General features: G+C 70.2%; 12 protein-coding genes. 4 read left to right on the forward strand and 8 right to left on the reverse strand.

Annotated features, from left to right (window positions below; translation table 11 throughout):
• Positions 1-41: 41 nt before the first annotated feature.
• Positions 42-1,736: a GmrSD restriction endonuclease domain-containing protein gene (locus HNR22_RS05370; protein ID WP_179779355.1), complete on the forward strand. Its 1,695-nt coding sequence runs from the start codon at positions 42-44 to the stop codon at positions 1,734-1,736.
• 77 nt (positions 1,737-1,813) lie between these two features.
• On the opposite strand, the gene pglW is transcribed toward HNR22_RS05370, so the two are convergent.
• The 6 genes from pglW to HNR22_RS05400 all read right to left on the reverse strand — a co-directional run bounded on the left by pglW (position 1,814) and on the right by HNR22_RS05400 (position 11,439).
• The gene (gene pglW, locus HNR22_RS05375) at positions 1,814-6,235 is read right to left on the reverse strand and encodes a BREX system serine/threonine kinase PglW (RefSeq protein ID WP_179779356.1); all 4,422 of its coding nucleotides are present in this window, start codon (positions 6,233-6,235) and stop codon (positions 1,814-1,816) included.
• Positions 6,236-6,324: 89 nt separating this feature from the next.
• Positions 6,325-6,894 carry a hypothetical protein gene (locus HNR22_RS05380; RefSeq protein ID WP_218906183.1) on the reverse strand — a complete coding sequence of 190 codons (570 nt, stop codon included), beginning with the start codon at positions 6,892-6,894 and terminating at the stop codon, positions 6,325-6,327.
• A gap of 241 nt (positions 6,895-7,135) precedes the next feature.
• Positions 7,136-7,684 carry a hypothetical protein gene (locus HNR22_RS05385; protein WP_179779357.1) on the reverse strand — a complete coding sequence of 183 codons (549 nt, stop codon included), beginning with the start codon at positions 7,682-7,684 and terminating at the stop codon, positions 7,136-7,138.
• Between the two features lie 52 nt (positions 7,685-7,736).
• On the reverse strand, positions 7,737-8,678 hold the full coding sequence (locus tag HNR22_RS05390) for a DUF559 domain-containing protein (RefSeq protein WP_179779358.1): 942 nt from the start codon (positions 8,676-8,678) through the stop codon (positions 7,737-7,739).
• A gap of 194 nt (positions 8,679-8,872) precedes the next feature.
• Positions 8,873-10,498, reverse strand: a complete 1,626-nt coding sequence (locus tag HNR22_RS05395) for an anibiotic ABC transporter (protein ID WP_179779359.1) — start codon at positions 10,496-10,498, stop codon at positions 8,873-8,875.
• Positions 10,495-11,439 (reverse strand): ABC transporter ATP-binding protein, encoded by a 945-nt coding sequence (locus HNR22_RS05400; RefSeq protein ID WP_179779360.1) that lies wholly within the window; start codon positions 11,437-11,439, stop codon positions 10,495-10,497. Before HNR22_RS05400 ends, HNR22_RS05395 begins: the two co-directional genes overlap by 4 nt.
• Positions 11,440-11,548: 109 nt before the next feature.
• Here HNR22_RS05400 and HNR22_RS05405 point away from each other — a divergent pair, with 109 nt between their 5' ends.
• Positions 11,549-12,376: a TetR family transcriptional regulator gene (locus tag HNR22_RS05405; RefSeq protein ID WP_179779361.1), complete on the forward strand. Its 828-nt coding sequence runs from the start codon at positions 11,549-11,551 to the stop codon at positions 12,374-12,376.
• Positions 12,377-12,421: 45 nt separating this feature from the next.
• On the opposite strand, the gene HNR22_RS05410 is transcribed toward HNR22_RS05405, so the two are convergent.
• Entirely contained in the window at positions 12,422-14,200 is a 1,779-nt protein-coding gene (locus HNR22_RS05410; protein WP_179783415.1) for an ABC transporter ATP-binding protein, read from the reverse strand.
• Between the two features lie 99 nt (positions 14,201-14,299).
• Here HNR22_RS05410 and HNR22_RS05415 point away from each other — a divergent pair, with 99 nt between their 5' ends.
• Together HNR22_RS05415 and HNR22_RS05420 are read left to right on the forward strand one after the other, a co-directional pair.
• Positions 14,300-14,731 (forward strand): MarR family transcriptional regulator, encoded by a 432-nt coding sequence (locus tag HNR22_RS05415; RefSeq protein WP_179779362.1) that lies wholly within the window; start codon positions 14,300-14,302, stop codon positions 14,729-14,731.
• Positions 14,732-14,842: 111 nt separating this feature from the next.
• Positions 14,843-16,627, forward strand: coding sequence for an N-acetylglutaminylglutamine amidotransferase (locus HNR22_RS05420; protein ID WP_179779363.1), 1,785 nt, complete (start codon positions 14,843-14,845; stop codon positions 16,625-16,627).
• A gap of 10 nt (positions 16,628-16,637) precedes the next feature.
• On the opposite strand, the gene HNR22_RS05425 is transcribed toward HNR22_RS05420, so the two are convergent.
• A complete protein-coding gene (locus tag HNR22_RS05425; RefSeq protein ID WP_179779364.1) occupies positions 16,638-17,771 on the reverse strand; it encodes a carboxylate-amine ligase in 1,134 nt (377 codons plus the stop codon).
• Between the last annotated feature and the right edge of the window lie 64 nt (positions 17,772-17,835).

Genomic DNA, 17,835 nt, shown 5'->3' on the forward strand with positions numbered 1-17,835 from the left:
TCAAGGTCAACGGCTGGCCTAAAGGCTGGGAGGAAACGAAGGTGCTAGTTACAAGCAACTGTCGGAACGTCGCAGGACTTTTGAGCGCCGGTTTCTTCCGGATCCCACGCTTCCAGCGACCCTACTCCTGGGACCGGGCGAACGTTGACGAATTCTGGAATGACGTCATTGCAAACAACGGAGAGTACTTCATCGGCTCGATGGTTGTCTACGGCAACGGCGGTACGTTCGGCCTTGTCGACGGGCAACAGCGAGTCACCACTGTCACACTTTTCCTCTCGGCAATCCGCAATGCTTTTATAGACCTCAGTGCGGACAAAGAGGCGAAGGGAATTCAGACGATGATCGAGCGGGTTGATGCGAACGGAGATACCCGCTTCGTATTGCAAGCCGAAACCTCTCACCCATTCCTTCGCGCCCGAGTGCAGTCCATGCCAGGCCAAGCACAAGCATCGGCCCCAGCGAGCCCTGAAGAACGGGCTATCGAGTCAGCCTTCGAACTCCTAAGTCGGAAAGTTGGATTATCGCTTTCGACTATCGACGCCGATCCAGCGGTCCCGCAAGGCGGGAAGCACCAAGCAAAGTTCGACCAACTGGTCGACTTGCGCGACAAGGTCCTGGGATTAACCGTAGTGCTCGTCGAAGTTGACAACGAAGATGATGCGACGATGATTTTCCAGACCCTGAACAGCCGAGGCAAAGATCTCGAAGTCGCCGATCTCGTAAAGTCACATCTACTATCACACATCAAGGCCACGAACGCAGATTTGGATCAATCTCGTGACCGATGGAATAGTATCCGACAGAGCTTTGCGGAGAGCTCCGTCGACATCAGCATGAACCGCTTCCTCCTCCACTCATGGTTGTCTCGTCATGAGTACACTGGCGAGAAGGAGCTTTTCAAAGCGATCAAAAGTTACGTCAAGAGCAACAACGCGCAGAATTTTCTTGACACGCTTGAGCACGAAGCGGAGCTCTACCGCCAGGCACAGGAACCAGCCGTTCGAGACTGGAAGAAGCCGCAAGTCCAGGTCAAGTATGCTCTTGGCGCCCTGAATCTTTTCAGGATGCGTCAACCTCTCCCGATGGTACTTTCACTTCTCCGAGCCTACGATCATGAAAACATCAAACTTGCGCACCTAATTCGCGCAATGCAGGGGCTCGAGAATTACCATTTCATTGCCACGGCCATCACAAACCAGCCCAGTTCCGGGGGGGTCGGCCGGATGTACGCCGCTGCAGCCCGATCCCTGCTTAACGCACGCACTACCGACGGGCGACTGCGCGTTATTAATGAATTGCTTGGAAAGCTCCGCGCAAGGCTGCCCACCTATGCCGAATTCGAGGCATCCTTCTTGGAGCTGAGAAGTAGCAAGACCTACGCCAGCCAAACTCCCCTAGTTAAGTACGTTCTTATAAGATTCCACGCGGAGCAGCACAAAGCCGGTACTCCGATCGACTATAGCCAGATGACGGTCGAGCATATCGCCCCCCAAAGCTACAAAAAGGGAGGCGTTCGACTGGGTGACGTCGCACGAATAGGCAACCTTGTTCTCGTCAGCCAAGACATCAACAACGAGTTGGGCGACAAAACCTTCATCGCCAAGAAGCCAATTCTTGCCCGCGCTCATATTGAACCGGAAATCTTAGCGGAGCGGAAATGGACCGCCCGCGAAATTGAAGCTCGGGGCAAACGGCTCGCAAAGTTGGCCTTCGACCAGACTTGGAAGTTCTAATAGAGTCCACTTCGGCGGCCCTTATTGCGGATTCGCTCGGCACGATGATTCGAGCAACTCCATGCACGTCTGATCATTCAGGCGGTGACCGCGCTGCGGTGAGCGTTGACGACCCAGGCGTCCGGCAACGCGATCCACTCGTTGTCGCCGACCCGCACCACCGCGCCGTCCAGCTTTGGCAGCAGCGCCGGATCCTCCATCGGGCAGAGCAGCCAGACATCCCCCAACCCGCCGCGCGCCGCGTCAGCCACCTCATGCAGCCGCTCCATCGCCCGGTACCGCGCCAGCACCGCCGCGTCGTGCAGCAGCACCGGCCCGTCCCCAGCCGACAGCGAGGCGTGCAGTGCCGGCGCGGTCAGCTGCCACGCCTGCTCGACGTACTCCCCCAGCTTGATCGCCGCCCGCGACCCCTCCTGGGCGATGTCCGCGCTGAGCACGGTCTCCCATGTCGGCTTCGGGCGGGCGTCGACCAGGGCATGCAGGTGATCCAGGAAGTGCGCCGCCACGTTGACCGGCCGGGCGTCGAAGCGTCGGGCCAACTCCTCCCGGGCCAGGTGGTACCGGTTGAGGCGTACCGTCAGCGCCCGGAACCCACCCGCGGACCGCGCCCCGCCCAGGCGCTCCTCGGCGCGCATCGCCGCCGCCAACTCCGGCGACTCTGCCGTCCACCGGCTCGGCGCGGCCGTCACCGACGGGCGCCGCTGGATGATCGACACCGAGGACGAGGCCGCGCGGGGCGGCGGCGAGACATACCGGTCCCGGTCCCACCGCAGCTCGAAACCCGCCTCGGCAAGCAGCCGGTCCAGTTTGGGGTGGCCCGGCAGCGGGTCCAGCTCCGGGAAACGCGCGGTTACCCGGTCCGCGACGTGCGTCGGGGTGAGCCCACGCCGACCGTCGGAAGCGACCGTCGGCGGCACCACTCCGGCCTGGGCCAACCGCAGCGCCCGCACCGGGTCGAGGTCGCGCGGGTAGAGCTCCAGCCGCGCGGTGGCGGCAGCCCGCTCCGAGGCTACCGCGGCGAGCAACACCCGTCGCCGTTCGTCGAACGCATCGGCCGCCCCGCCAGGAGCGGTCACCGCCGCGAGGGTACGCAGCACTGTCGCCGGGCTGGGCAGCACCTCACTCGCGGCGAGTTTGTCGGCGGCCTTGCCGAGCGCGTCGGCGTAGTCGAGCAGCGCCGGCGCGGCCGGGGTGTCCGGCGCGTCGTCATCGCTGACCTCCAGCGCAACCAGCAGCCGGTCGCCGCGCGGGTGCGGCTTGCCGTCGATGTCGGAGCGGGCGTGCCGGCGCAGCAACAGACGTGGCTCGTCGGCGAGCACGTCGACCTCCACGGCGGCGCGTACCGCTGCGACGGCCACCGCGAGACGCAGCGCGTCCCCGGTACGCACCGAGCCGCGGCTGCTCAGCAACGCCGCGGCCAACTCGGCGACGCCCATCACCCGGCCACCGTCGTGCAACAGCTCGATGATCTGGGTACGCACGCTGCCGACCACCGGGATCTCGTGCCAGCGCTTGCGTTGCTTGCCGAGGATCTGCGCGACCCGACCGGCGGTGACGCCCAGCGCGGCAGCGACCTGCGGCTGCTGCGGCCACAGCTGCAGCGCCGGCAGCGCCCCTGACTCGTCGGGCAGGTGCAGCAGCAGCCGGGTGCCCTCGATCTCGGTGGCGTTGCGGCCGTTCTTCGCCGGAACGAGCAGCGTGGCGATGGCGTCCAAGCCGACGCGTACCAGATCGGTGTCGCCGTGGCCGGAAGTGGTCTCGGTGGCCGCTTCTTCGCTGGCTGCCTTGCGGGCGGCGGGCGTGGTGGGCAGCGTTTCCCGCTCCCCCAGGCGCTGCCGCCACTCCTTGACCCGGCGTTGCAGCTCCTGACGGGTCTTGGCCCCCAGACCGGGCAGGTGCGCGAGCTTGTTGGAGACCGCGAGCAGCTCACCGACGGTGGTGGCCTCCAGGCGGTGTGCGGCCGAGACCGCGCGTGGAGTGAGACCGGCGGCCTCCAGCGTGGTGGCCCGGGTGGCCTTGCCGGCGGCCTCGTCGCGGGCCGTTGCGGCGACCTGCTCGTCCGGCTCGTCGACGTCCGGGTGCTCGGTGCCGACCGGCGTGCTCGCGTCCGAGCGGCGGAAGACATCCTGCCAGGCATCGCGCAGATCCTTCAGCGACGCGTGGCGTCGGCGGTGGTCTCGGTGCAGTGCCCGCTGGAAGAACTCCACAAGGCCGTCGCGGATCGCCGGGTCGAACGCCTCGGCGGCCAGCACCGGCGGGCCATCGGTGAGCTGCGGTTCGGTGCCGCCGTCGCCCCAGACCGGCAGCTCTCCGGACGCCATCTCGTGCAGGGTGACCGCGAGCGCGTACCACTCGGCGTGCTTGTCATAGACGGGACGATTAGCAGCGCCGAGAAACGGGTCCAGATAGCGCGGAGTACCGGCGATGATCTCTTTGACCGAGACTCCGGCCAGGGAGAAGTCGAAGAGCACCAACTGCCTGGTGCGGTTGGGCCGGATCCGGATGGCGATGTTGTCCGGCTTGATGTCGCGGTGGTAGACGCCCTCGCCCTCCAGGTAGTCGAGGGCGCCAAAGAGGTAGTCGCTGTAGGTCTCCAACTCGTCGACAGTGAGCCGGCCGTCGTCGCGCAGCTTGCGCGCCAGAGTGTGGTCGCCAGCGTGTTCCAGGACCACGACGGTCCGGTTGCCCAGTTGCAATGGCTCTGGCCGGGCCAGCCGGATCACGCGGGAGTCGGTGAGCGGGCCGAGCACCCGGGCCTCGTGGGCCAGTCGGGCACCCTTCTCGTCGGAGAGCCCGACCTTCAGGACCTCTTCCCGCCGGGTGCGCTCGTTGAAGCCGAGGAACGCCCGACAGGTCGAACCGGTGCCGAGGCGGCGGACGATCTTCCACTCGCCGACTCGGTCGCCCCCGCGCGCCTCCAGCGGGTCGGGTTGCTCGGGTGCCGGCTCCTCCGGGTGCACCGAGCCCGGTGGCGGGCTGGTCAACTCGTCCTCGACGAGCTGGAGCATCTCGACGAAGTCGGCGACCGTGGTGAGCCGCTGGGCCGGGACAGGTGCGGTGGCGGCTTGGATCAACTCGTCGGCGAACTCGCTGATGCCGTCGGCAACAGCAGCGGCTCGCAGACCGTTGTCCCGAGCCAAGCGGGCCAGCAGTTCGGGGCGCTTGGTGGCCGGTGGTTGCCCGGTCAGGATCAGGTACGCCAGTGCGCCGAGGCCGAAGACGTCCATCGCCACCGCGTCCGGCGTCGGCGCGGTCAACTCCGGAGCGAGGTACGCCTCTGCGGACCGCTCGATATGAGCAGTCGCGTGCGAGGAGAGAGTCACTGGCTGGCCGCTGCTGCCACCAGCACTGTCCGCGCCTCGGGTCGCCGCCTGCCAGTCACTGATCTGCAGTTGAGGTGTCAGCCACGCTTCGTCATCGCTGCCACCACGCCGCGTCCGACCAGGGTTCACCAACACGCTACGCGCAGAGAGTGCACGGTGGTGGAGCCGTCGCCCGTGTGCGTACGCCACCGTCTCGGCGAGCTGTCGGATCATCGCGAGTCGGCTCAGCGCGTCCAGGCGGTCGCCGTACTGGGCGATGTAATGGTCGAGACGCACCGACCGAGGGTCGTACCGGAAGATCAACGCCGGGCCGGCCTCGTGCGACTCCATAGCGTCGACCTGCACGATGCCCGGGTGGTTGATGCCGTGCAGGGCCAGCATCTCGCGCTTGGCGGCACGTTCGATGCTGGCCCTTTCGGTCTGCACGGCGTTGCGCTCGACCAGGTAGATCCGCACCCTGCGACGTTCGCGCTCCAGATCACGGTGCCGCGCCTGGTGGTCCTGCCAGGTAGGGCCGACGTCGAACGGGCGGGTCTCCAACTCCCACGCGCCGATCTGGTAGTGCCGGCGGCTACGGGCGATGCCCACGGCGTCGAGGAGGTCGGGCAGCGCCGCCGACATTTCCTTCGTGACCCGCTGCCGTTCGTCCTGCGGTGGACGCTGCAGCAGCGAGGTGATCGTCGGCAGCAGCCCTGGTTCGTGACCCGGGGCCGGCTCCGGACCGAAGATGCCGTGCAGATGATGCTCCGACAGCTCTACCCGCAGGCCAGGCTTGGACAGGAACACCGCCGCCTGCACGAACGGGATCCTGACCTGCTGACCCTTGCGTCGTGAGGCAGCCACTTGGAGCAGCGACTTGAGTTTCTTGGCCTTGGCGTCGGCCAGATGCAGCGGGTTGTCGAAGGTGCGTGTGCCGTTCGGGCCTTGGAGGATCCAGTTGGACCCGCTGGATCGCAGCCGCCCGTTCAGGCTTTTGATCTCGATGAGATAGAGCCCGCCGGGCGCGGCGACCAACAGGTCAACCTCGTAGGGGTGCCCGGTCTGGGCGGTGAAGGTGAAGTTCGACCAGGCACGGTAGGGCTCACTGTCCGGCAGCAGCGCCTGGACGTGCGCCAGCGCCTCCCGCTCGTGCGCGAACTGCGACGGCGTGATCGTCGTCCACCGGCCCTCCTGCATTCCAGAGATCCTAGGGCCCGCCAGCAGGGAACGAGGACCGCCACCTCGACGTGGGTCCTGCGGGCCGCCCGCATTGGCGTCCGTCGGCGTCAACCGCACGTGTCGCAGGTACCGGTCGTAGGGAGCTGTAGGTGGCAGGTGGGACAGAGTGGCCGGCGAGGCTCCGGGGCGCGGGCGCGTTGGCGCGCCACCGCCACCTCGAGCCTCGGTGCCAGCGCGAGTCTGCCTCCGTCCGGAGGTAGGCCGACCGCGTCGAAGTGGCGGTAGCAGGTGAGGCGGGCGTTGGCGGCGTGTATCTCCCGCTCCATCTCGTCCTCGACCGGCGGCTCCCCCGCGACCTCCAGAACTTCCTTGTATCCCGCTCCCACCTTGCCGTCATCTGTATGAACGACCAGAGCGGTCAGCGGCGGGTCGCCCCGTCGGTGCGCCTCCCGCACGATGCGACCGAGAACGGACCCGATCCAGTTGTGCAGGAGGGCCGAGGTCCGGATGCCGGAACTGGCCTGCACCTGCTCACCAAGCTCCTTGTAGGTGATGAGCCCGTGGTAGCTCTGTGCAACTGCGACCAGGATGTCGTATCCGTGCCTGGCCCAGATGTTCCAGGCTTCCTCCGCAGAAACCCGCCCGCCGGACTCCTGCCAGTACCCGCGTTGCTCCACCGCGTTCTCCGCTCCCGCCACCGGACACCGTCTCAGGGATGCAGGGTAGGGCGGCTTCTTGGCTGGAGAGCTTGGTGACACTCATCTGTCGGGATGCCGCCACATCGCAAGATGCAGCGGGTCGCTGTTCGGACAAGTCGGGCAACTCGACGCTCAAGGACGTGTGCGTCAGCCGTCATCGGCGGTCATCCTGCCATCGGACGCCGCTCAGAGTGATCCCTGGCGGCGGCCACGTCCGACATCACGGTCGATCAGTGGAGAAGCGTTGCTGCAGGGCCGGCGACTGCTCCACCGAACCACCCCGGACGCCGAGGCTGCGCCGAGCCGCCCGGTAGTACCCGTCGCGGGCCTCGTTGACAGACGTCAGCAGCCTCGAGACGTCCTGCGGCGGCTCGATGATCCCGCGTGCGAGCCGTTCGACCTGCCAGACCGCGTCCCGCCACACGGCGGCGGCTGCGACCGTGGACTCATCGCCGAGCAGCAGCAGGTTCTCCCAGACGATGGTGCGTCGCGCGTCGGACGAGGCCAGCCGGGCCAGTCCATCCTCCCGGTCTATCGGGTGGCTGTGCGATCCGGGCCGCAGGTCGGCCGTCATCCGCAGCGCCACCGAGTGACTCTCCTTGAGGGCGTGCGCATAGTCGACGTACGCGTCGAGCCGCCGCTCGTCCCAGCGGACGCTCTGGCTGCGCCGCCACCGGGCACGGTCGGCGAGCGAGGTGGCGAGGATCGTGCCCAGGGTGCCAACCAGGACGCCGAGGAGTGCCGGAAGCTGCGTCAGAAGCGTGCTCACGCCGCCGAGGTTGCCAGCACCAAGCAACCTTCCTCAGCCTCTGCCGACGGCATCAGCTCCGGCGGGTCGCGAGGATGGCCAGGGTTTCCTGGCGTACCGCGTCGGCCTCGTGCACCAGCCGTCGGTGGGTGAAGCGGACCACCAGGATCCCGATGCCCGCCAACAGGGCATCGCGGCGCAGGTCGATCTCACGCTGGCGTGGGTCGCCGTGGGTGGTGGCCCCGTCGAGTTCGATGTTGATCCGCTCCCGCTCGGCGAACATGTCGAGGTACACCGTGGGCCGCCCGACTCGGACCGGCTTCTGTCGGCGGAACGCCGGCATCCCCGGGCCGGTGAACACGTGTTCGTGTCCCCAGATCTCCAGCGGGCTCCGGCAGCCGTCGGCGAGCCTCGTCAGGAGTGTCCGGAACGCCGCCCGGTCTGTCAGCCTCGGTGCGCTCCCCAGGGCCACTCGTAGCCGCTCGGGGGTGGTCAGCCATTCGTTGACCGCCCGGATCACGGGTGCCCGCCGCTCGGCGGGTGGCAATGCCGGCCACGAGTCGACGAGCGCGTGCTCCAGGCGGGTGACCGTCAGGCCCTGTCGCACCACCACGTGCGGCGGTGCGATGAGGAGGCGGCGCCGTCGATGCACGACCACCCCGGGTCGGGTGCGCAGATTGGCGGACGTCGGTGTGCTCAGGTGGACGAGGTCGCCCACAGCCGGCGGACGCAGCCCCCACGCGCCGAGCGCGCTGACGTGACTGAGCGCGCCGCAGCCACGGGCCCAGGCGAGGGCCGCGCGATGACCCAGAGCCGGGTCGAGCCGACTGAGGGCTGGGGCGCCGGGCCGGCCACCGACGAGGTGTGCCGCCACGAACACCTCGGGCAGCACCCTCACCAACTCGCCGTTACGGCAGGCCGACTCCAACGTCCACGACGGCACCACCTGTCGGGCAGCTCCGAGCGTCACCAGCCCTCCGCCAAGCTCCACCAGCTCCCGAAGCACCGAGTTCACACCACGACCGTTCAGCCTCCCCCCAACCCGAGGCAACCACGCCACTCACCCCTCTGTGGACAGCAGGCAATCTGTGGACGGCGACCGGACGCGCCCGATCTGTGCTAGTCAAGATGATCGGTGGCAGTTCAGCGGTTCGGTGCGCGGCGTGTCGAGCTGCTCAGCTGCCAACGATCACAAGGAAGCCCAGCAGCTCAGCTCGGAACGTCGCGGCGGCGGAAGCCGGCCACGCCGACGGCGAGCAGGGCCGCGGCCACCGCCGTCAGCACCACCAGCGGCGCCACCGCCGGGTCGACCGCGGGCACGGACGGCACATGGGTGTACGGCGAGACGTTGAGCGCGGCCTGGGGCAGCTTGAGCACCGCGCCGAGTTGCCCGAGGAGCAGGAAGATCAGCAGGGCTGTCCAGGACAGCACCACGGACCAGCGGGGCAGCAGCCCGAACAGGGTGGTCACCACCCCGGCGACCACGAGCAGGGCGGGCAGTCGCAGCAGCGCGGCGCCGCCCAGCTCGACAGCCTCGCCGAGCGGGTCGTCGGTGACGAGGCCGTAGCCGAGACCGGTGGTCACGCCGGCGAGCAGCAGCAACGCGACGGCGCCGAGCGCCGCGGCGAGGACCTGGGTGCCGAGCCAGCGGGTACGGCTGACCGCCGTGGCGAGGGCGGCTTCCAGGACGCCGTCGGTTTCGTCGCCGCGTACCCGGAGCAGGGCCTGCACCACGTACGCGCCGATGGTCAGCGCGAAGAGGCCCAGCATCGCGGCCAGGTACGCGTCGATGAGGTTGGCTCCGCCGCCCATCGCGTTGATCGCCTCCGCGGCGGCCGGATTCTGGTCGATCATGGCGTTGAACTCGTCGCCGGCGATGCCCATGGAGAAGCCGAGTACGGCCACCCCGACCGCCCAGCCGAGCAGTGTGCCGCGTTGCATCCGCCAGGCCAGCCCGGCGGGGCTGAGCAGCCCTGGCGCGCCGCTGGCCGGGCCGCGTCGGGGCGCGATCAGCCCGGCGCCCAGGTCGCGGCGCTCGGCGAGGGCGTACGCGAGTGCCACCCCGGCGAGCAGCAGCGCGACGGGTAGGGCGAGGACCCACCAGCGTTCGCCCTCGAAGGCCCGCACCTGGTTGCCCCAGCCGAGCGGGGAGATCCATGAGGGCCAGGCGCTCCGCACGCGGGTGCCGTCGGCGCTCTGCTCGCCGAGCACGTCGCCGGCGGCGCGCAGCACGAAGGAGAGCCCGACGGTGGCGGCGGCGAGCGCGTTGGCGCCCCGGGAGGTGACGGAGAGCTGGGCGGTGACGGCGGCGATCGCCGTGAAGGCGACCCCGACACCGCCGATCGCGGCGGCGGCCGCGAGGGAGCCGGCCAGCGGTAGGCCGGCGCCGATGAGCGCGAGCGCGAGCAGCCCGGCGGCCAGCACGTTGGCGGCGACGATGACGAGCAGCGCGGCGGTCAGCGGCGCGTACCGGCCGACCACGGAGGCGCCGAGCAGCTCCGCCCGGCCGGTCTCCTCGTTCTGGCGGGTGTGCCGCGTCACCGCGAAGGTGCTCAGCAGGGCGACGATCAGGGCCAGCGTCACGTACGTCTCGGCGACCACCACCGCGCCGAGCTCGGTGCCGGCAATGGGCCCGTTGAAGGCGCGGGCGACGAGGCTGGACGCCGAGGTGGTGGCGTACCCCTGGCGGGCCGCCTGGTCCGGGTAGATGCCGGCGACGCTGGCCGCGAGGGCGTAGCCGAGCAGGGGTGTGCCGAGGATCCAGATCGCGAGGCGGATCCGGTCGCGGCGCAGCACGAGCCGGGCCAGCAGCGCGGTGTTGGTCAGCGCGCTCACCGGGCACCGGCCTGCGGGGCGCGGGCATCCGAGGCGACGGGAGTGCTGGCGCCGGCGGCGGGGTCGTCGCCGTAGTGGCGCAGGAAGAGCTGCTCCAGGGTCGGTGGGGTGCTGGTGAGTGCGCGGACGCCGAAGCGGATGAGCTGGCCGAGCAGCGCGTCGAGGTGCGCGGGGTCGACCTCCAGGTGGGTACGCCCGTCGACTTCGTGCACGTCGTGCACGCCGGGCAGCGTGTCGAGGCCGGTGACGGGTCGGGCGGTCTCGACGGTCACCGCCGTGCGGGTGAGGTGGCGCAGCTCGGTGAGGGTGCCGGACTCGACGGTGCGGCCCTCGCGGATGATGCTGACCCGGTCGCAGAGGGCCTCGACCTCGGCGAGCACGTGGCTGGAGAGCAGCACGGTGGCCCCGGCCTGCTTGACCCGCCGGACCTCGTCCTGGAACACCGCCTCCATCAGCGGGTCGAGGCCGGAGGTCGGCTCGTCGAGCACGTAGAGCTCCACGTTGGAGGCGAACGCGGCGACGATGGCGACCTTCTGCCGGTTGCCCTTGGAGTACGTGCGGCAGCGGCGGGTCGGGTCGAGGTCGAAGCGTTGCAGCAGCTCGTCGCGACGACGCCGGTCGAGGCCGCCGCGCAGCTGACCGAGCAGGTCGATGGCCTCCCCGCCGGTGAGGTTGGGCCAGAGGTTGACGTCGCCGGGCACGTACGCCAGCCGGCGGTGCAGGCGGACCGCGTCGCGCCACGGGTCGGCGCCGAGCACCTGGGCGTCGCCGGAGTCACTGTGCAGCAACCCGAGCAGGATCCGGATGGTGGTGGACTTTCCGGAGCCGTTGGGCCCGAGGAAGCCGTGCACCTCCCCCTGCTCGACCCGCAGATCCAGCCCGTCGAGTGCCCGGATCGCACCGAACGTCTTGACCAGGTTGCCGATCGAGATGACGGGCATCGCCCCTCCTGCCGTTGGCTGCGTCGACCGATCTCACTGTACTGACCAACGGTCAGTCGAATCAACGGTGATCGTGCCCACCGGTCAGGACGTCGCTAGGCTGGCCGGCATGACCGCCGATCCCGCGGACGACACCCGCACCCGGATCCTGCGCGCCGCGCTCGACCTGTTCGCCGAGCACGGCTACCAGCGCACCTCGCTGCGCCAGATCGGCGAGCGGCTGCGGCTGACCAAGACCGCGATCCTGTACCACTTCCCGGCCAAGGAGAATCTGCTCGCCGCCCTGGTCGAGCCCCTGGTGGCCGACCTGGAGGCGCTGCTCGACACCGCGCAGACGCAACCCACCGAGCGGGCCCGGTGGACGGTGCTGGAGGGGTGGGTCGACATCATGCTCGCCCATCGCCGACCGCTCGGCATGCTCTTCCACGACATCGCGCTGATCGGCCGGGGCGACACGTACCACCGGTTGATAGTGATCGCGATGCGGGCCAACGACCTGATCGCGGGGCCGGACGCCGGGCGTCGGGAGCGGGTCCGGGCGGTGCAGGCGGTCGCGTCGTGCAGCGATCCGATCGTCTTCTTCACCGACGTGTCCGACGAGGTGCTGCGCGCCGACATGCTCGACGGCGTACGCCGACTGCTGACCGCACCGACCGCGGACCCCGCGGGTCCGCCGGACGCGGACCCGGCGGGCGCGACCGCGCACCCCACGGACCCGGCGGCCGCGGCTCTGGCCCACCCGAACCGGCCGGACGCGGCGCCGGGCGGCGGGGCGGAGGCCCGTCGGCGGCGGCCCGGTCGACCGCGGGCGCTGGGTCGGGAGCAGGTCGAGGCGGCCCGGCGGATGCACGCGGCGGGCACCCACTCGGTGGACGCCATCGCCGCCACGTTGGGTGTCTCGCGGGCCACCGTCTACCGGCACCTGGTCGGGCAATAATGAGACAGTTTTAGCGACGGTTTCGAGACGGTTGTGAGCGGATGCTCAGGCCGCCAGGCTGGCGTAGCGGCCGTTGCGGTCCAGCAGGCTGTCGTGGGTGCCGGCCTCGACGATCCGGCCGTGGTCGAGCACCGCGATCTGGTCGGCGTCGCGCACTGTGGAGAGCCGGTGCGCGATGGTGATGGTCGTCCGACCCTCGGCCAGCACGTCGAACGCGCGTTGCACGGCACGCTCGGTCTCGGTGTCCAGCGCGCTGGTGGCCTCGTCGAGGACCAGGATGCGCGGGTCGCGCAGGAGCGTGCGGGCGATGGCGAGCCGCTGCTTCTCGCCGCCGGAGAAGCGGTGGCCGCGGGAGCCGACAGTGGTGTCGTATCCGTCGGGCAGCCCGGCGATCAAGTCGTGGATCTGGGCGGCGCGGGCGGCGTCCTCGATCTCGGCGTCGGTGGCGTCCGGTCGGGCGTAGCGCAGGTTCTCCCGGACGGTGGTGTGCAGCAGGTACGTCTCCTGGCTGACCACGCCGACGATCGCGGCCAGGTCGGCCAGTCGCAGGTCGCGCAGGTCGACGCCGTCGATGGTGACCCGGCCGGCGGTCGGGTCGTGCAGCCGGCTGACCAGTCCGGCGAGGGTGCTCTTGCCGGAGCCGGTCTCACCGACCAGGGCGAGGCTGGTGCCGGCGGGCACGTCCAGAGTGATCCCGGCGAGCGCTGCGGTGTCGCTGCCCGGGTAGCCGAAGGTGACGTCCTCCAGCCGCAGGTGGCCGCGCACCCGCGCGAGGTCGAGGCGGACCGGCTCGGTGGGGTCGGCCACGTCGACGGGCAGGTCCAGGTATTCGAAGATCCGGGCGAACAGCGCCAGCGACGCGGTGAGCGAGACGCCCACGTTGAGCAGACCCATCAGCGGTCGGAACAGGCCGCCCTGCAGGGCGGTGAACGCCACCAGGGTGCCGATGCTCAGCGTGCCCGCGGTGCCGGGCAGGCCCGCGGCGAGGTAGATGACCGCCGGTACGGCGGCGAAGATGATGCTCATCGAGGCCATCCGCCAGCGGCCAGCCAACTCGCTGCGCAGTTCCAGGTCGACCAGGCGGGCCGACGAGGCGGTGAACCGGTCGACCAGGGCGGGACCGGTGCCGAGGGTCTTGGCCAGTTGCACACCGCTGATCGACAGCCCCTCCTCGACGGTGACGTTGAGGTCGGCGAGCTCGCGTTGCCGTTCGGCGGTGATCTCGCGGCGCATCCGGGCGACGCGGCGGGTCAGCCAGATGGCGGGCGGCAGCACCACGAGCGAGACCAGGGAGAGCTGCCAGGAGAGCGCGACCATGGCGACGGCTGTGGCGACCACTGTGGTGAGGTTGGACGCGACGGCGGTGGCGGTGGAGGTGACCACCGACTGCATGCCGCCGATGTCGTTGGTGATCCGGGACTGCACCTCGCCGGTGCGGGTGCGGGTGAAGAAGCCGAGCGACTGGCGCTGGAGGTGGCTGAAGACGTCCGTGCGCAGCCGGTGCATGACCTGCTGGCCGACCTGGGTGGAGATCCAGGTCTGTACGACGCCGAGGGCGGAGGTCACCGCGGCCACGGCGACCATGCCGAGGACCAGCCAGACCAGCAGGGTCACGTCGCCCTGGGGCAGGGCGCTGTCGATCACGGCACGCAGCAGGAACGGGCTGGCCATCGCGATGATCGAGGAGAGCACGATGATCGCGGTGACGGCGGCCAGCGCGGGCCGGTGGGGGGTGAACAGGCGGCCGATGCGACGCAGCGACACCTGGCGGGCCTGCGTCTTCTCTTCGGCGCTGACGGTGTGGTGGCCGCGGTCGCGGCCCATGGGGGTGCGTTCCAAGGGGCACTACCTTCCGATCAGGGAAACATTACTGAGGTTACCTCAACATGAGGGAACAACCGCATCGGCTGCTACGGTATTCCGGTGATCGAGCACACGTCCGACGGCGCGGACGACGAGAGCCTGGCCGAGACGTTCTGGGCGGTGGCGTCCCGTCTGCGCCGGCAGACCCGGGAGTCGTTGGCACCCTGGGACATCACTCCCAGCCAGTCCCGGGCGCTCGGTGTCCTGGGCCGGCACGGCGAGGTCCGCCCCGGCACGCTCGCCGAGCACCTGCACATCGCACCCCGCTCGGCGACCGAGGTCGTCGACGACCTCCAGGCCCGTGGGCTCGTCGAGCGCCGGCCCGACCCCGCCGACCGACGGGCGACCCTGGTCGCGCTCACCGAGGAGGGCAACCGGGTCAGCACCGCCATCCGGGCCGCCCGCCGGGCCGAGGCGGACCGCTTCTTCGGCCACCTGGACGACGCCGACCGCGCCGAGCTGTCCCGCATCCTGCGCACCCTGCGCGCCTGACACCACGGGTTTACCCACACCGGGCGGGGGTAGCCAGCGGCCCCGTTCGGGGACGAGGTGACAGGAGGACGCTGTGTCGCTGGTGCCAGACCTGAACCACCGCCCCGCCTGATGTGCGGGATCAGCGGGGAGGCCCGATTCGACGGTCGCTCCCCCGACGCGGCGGCGGTCACCCGGATGACCGAGGCGATGCGCTCACGCGGCCCGGACGACGAGGGCCTGTTCGCCGACGGCTGGGTGACCCTCGGGCACCGCCGGCTGACCATCATCGACCTGTCCGACGCGGGCGGGCAGCCGATGGTCCGCGACGACCTGGGCCTGGCGCTGGTCTTCAACGGCTGCATCTACAACTACCCTGAGCTGCGCGAGGAGCTACGCAACGCCGGGTACGCCTTCCACTCGACCAGTGACACCGAGGTGATCCTGGTCGCGTACGCGCACTGGGGTGAACGGTTCGTCGACCACCTGGTCGGCATGTTCGCGATCGGGCTGGTCGACCGGCCGCGGCGGCGGCTGATCCTGGCCCGCGACCGGCTCGGCATCAAACCGCTCTACCTCGCCGAGACACCTGGGCGGCTGCGGTTCGCCTCCACCCTGCCCGCGCTGCTGCGGGCCGGCGACGTCGACACCGGCATCGACCCGGTGGCCCTGCACCACTACCTGTCCTGGCACTCCATCGTGCCCGCACCGCGGACGGTGCTGCGCGGTGTGCGCAAGCTGCCGCCGGCCACCCTGCGGGTGATCGAGGCGGACGGGCGCAGCCGCGAGGAGGTGTACTGGCGGCCCGACTACGTGCGGGAGCCCGCCGACGCGGGGATGGACGCCGCCGACTGGAAGGCCGCCATCGGGGACGCGCTGCGCGCGGCGGTACGCCGACGGCAGGTCGCCGACGTGCCGGTCGGCGTTCTGCTCTCCGGTGGACTGGACTCCAGCCTCATCGTGGCGCTGCTCGCCGAGGCCGGGCAGCAGCACCTGCGGACGTTCAGCATCGGGTTCGACAGCCGCGACGGCGAGTCCGGCGACGAGTTCCACTACTCCGACCTGGTGGCCCGCGCTTACGACACCGACCACCAGCGGATCCGGCTAGCCGACGACGACCTGGTGCCCGCCGTACGGCGTGCCGTGCTGGCGATGACCGAGCCGATGGGCAGTCACGACGTGGTCGCCTTCCATCTGCTGTCCGAGCAGGTGGCGCAGCATGTGAAGGTGGCGCAGTCCGGGCAGGGCGCCGACGAGGTGTTCGCCGGCTACGGCTACCACCAGCCACTGGTCGAGGCTCCCCGGCACAGCGCAGCCGAGACGTTCGCCGCCGCGTTCTTCGACCGCGACCACGACGAGCTGCGCGGCATCGTCGGCCCGGCGTACGCGCTGGAACACGACGCCAGCCGGGAGCTGCTCACCGAACACCTCGCCGCGCCCGGGGCACAGACCGCGCTGGACGCCGTGCTGCGCCTGGACACCCACCTGATGCTCCCCGACGACCCGGTCAAGCGGGTGGACAGCATGAGCATGGCGTGGGGGTTGGAGGTGCGTACGCCCTTCCTCGACCAGGACCTGGTCACCCTGGCCGCGCACTGCCCGCCGGAACACAAGGTCGCCCAGAACGGCAAGGGCGTGCTCAAGGAGGTCGCCCGGGAGGTGCTGCCGGCCGAGGTGATCGACCGTCGCAAGGGCTACTTCCCGGTGCCGGCGCTGCGCAACGTGGACGGCCCGGTGCGGCACCTGGTCGCGGAGGCGTTGCAGGCGCCGGCCGCGCGCGAGCGGGGGTTGTTCCGCCCGGAGTACGTGGCACAGCTGCTCGCCGAGCCGGACCGGGCCGAGGCGGCGGCCGGCAGCAACAAGCTGTGGCAACTCGGCCTGCTGGAGCTGTGGTTACAGACCCACGACATCCGCTGAGCGCCGCCGCTCAGCTGGCGGCCGTGCGGGCGGCCAGGTCGTCGACGACGGCGCGCAGGTCACCGGTGCGCTCCAGCACCCGGCGCTGCCGGGTCGCGCCGGTGCCGTCGCGGCGCAGCCGGGCCAGTTGCGCCAACACGTACCCCAGGTCACCGTGGCGCAGCAGGGCCGGGGCGATCACCGCCATCAACTCGTCGACGAGCGCCCAGGCGGGGCGGGTGCCGCCGGCGCGCAGGTCGATCAGTTCGCCCTCGAGGCCGTCGTGGGCGGCCCGCCAGTGGGCGGCGGAGACCAGACAGTCGCGCACGGGCGGCGCGGTCACCCCGGCGCGTACGTCGTCGGCGAGGGTGGCGACCAGCGACCGGACCAGCGCGGCGACCAGCACCGCGTCGTCCACGTCCGGGCAGACGTCGCCCACCCGGATCTCCACCGTCGGGTAGGCCGACGACGGGCGGGCGTACCAGTAGACCATCGCGGCGTCGAGCATGATGCCGGCGGCGGTCAGCTCGTCGACTGTCCGGTCGTAGTCGGCGGCGGAGTCGAAGTACGGCGTGGGGCCGATGCTGGGCCAGCGTTCCAACTGCATCGACCGCCAACTGGCGTGGCCGGTGTCGTGCCCGTCGTGCAGCGGTGAGTTGGTGGTGATCGCCTGCACAACGGGCAGCCACGTCCGCAGGTGGTTGCAGACCTGCACGGCCAGTTCCCGGTCGGGCAGCCCGACGTGGACGTGACAGCCGCACACCGCCGGGTCGTGCGCCACCGGGCCGTAGCGGCGCGACATCGCGTGGTAGCGCGGTTCGTCGGGGACCGTCCGGTGCGGCTCGGCCACCGGGGTGGCGCCGATCGCCACCAGCCGTGCCCCGGCTGCCGTGGCGGCCTCGGCGGCGGAGTGGCGCAGCGCCACCAGGTGCGCGCGCAGCTCGCTGAGGTCGGCGCAGACCGGGGTGACCATCTCCACCATGCTGTGCCGGAACTCCTGGCGGCTCTGGTCCCGGGCGGAGCCGCGCAGCGCGGACAGCACCTGGTCGGCCACCGGCAGGTTGCGCCCGCTGTCCGGGTCGAGCAGCAGGAACTCCTCCTCGACGCCGAGCGTGAGGGTGGACAGGTCGGGCACGGTGCCGGCGGTCGCCGAACGGTACTTCATGGTCCCTCGCCCTCCACTGCTGCGGCCGGCGCCTCGGTTTCCCGGCCGGGCCCGGCGGCAAACG

The organism is Micromonospora jinlongensis, from assembly GCF_013410645.1.
GTDB lineage: Bacteria > Actinomycetota > Actinomycetes > Mycobacteriales > Micromonosporaceae > Micromonospora > Micromonospora zamorensis.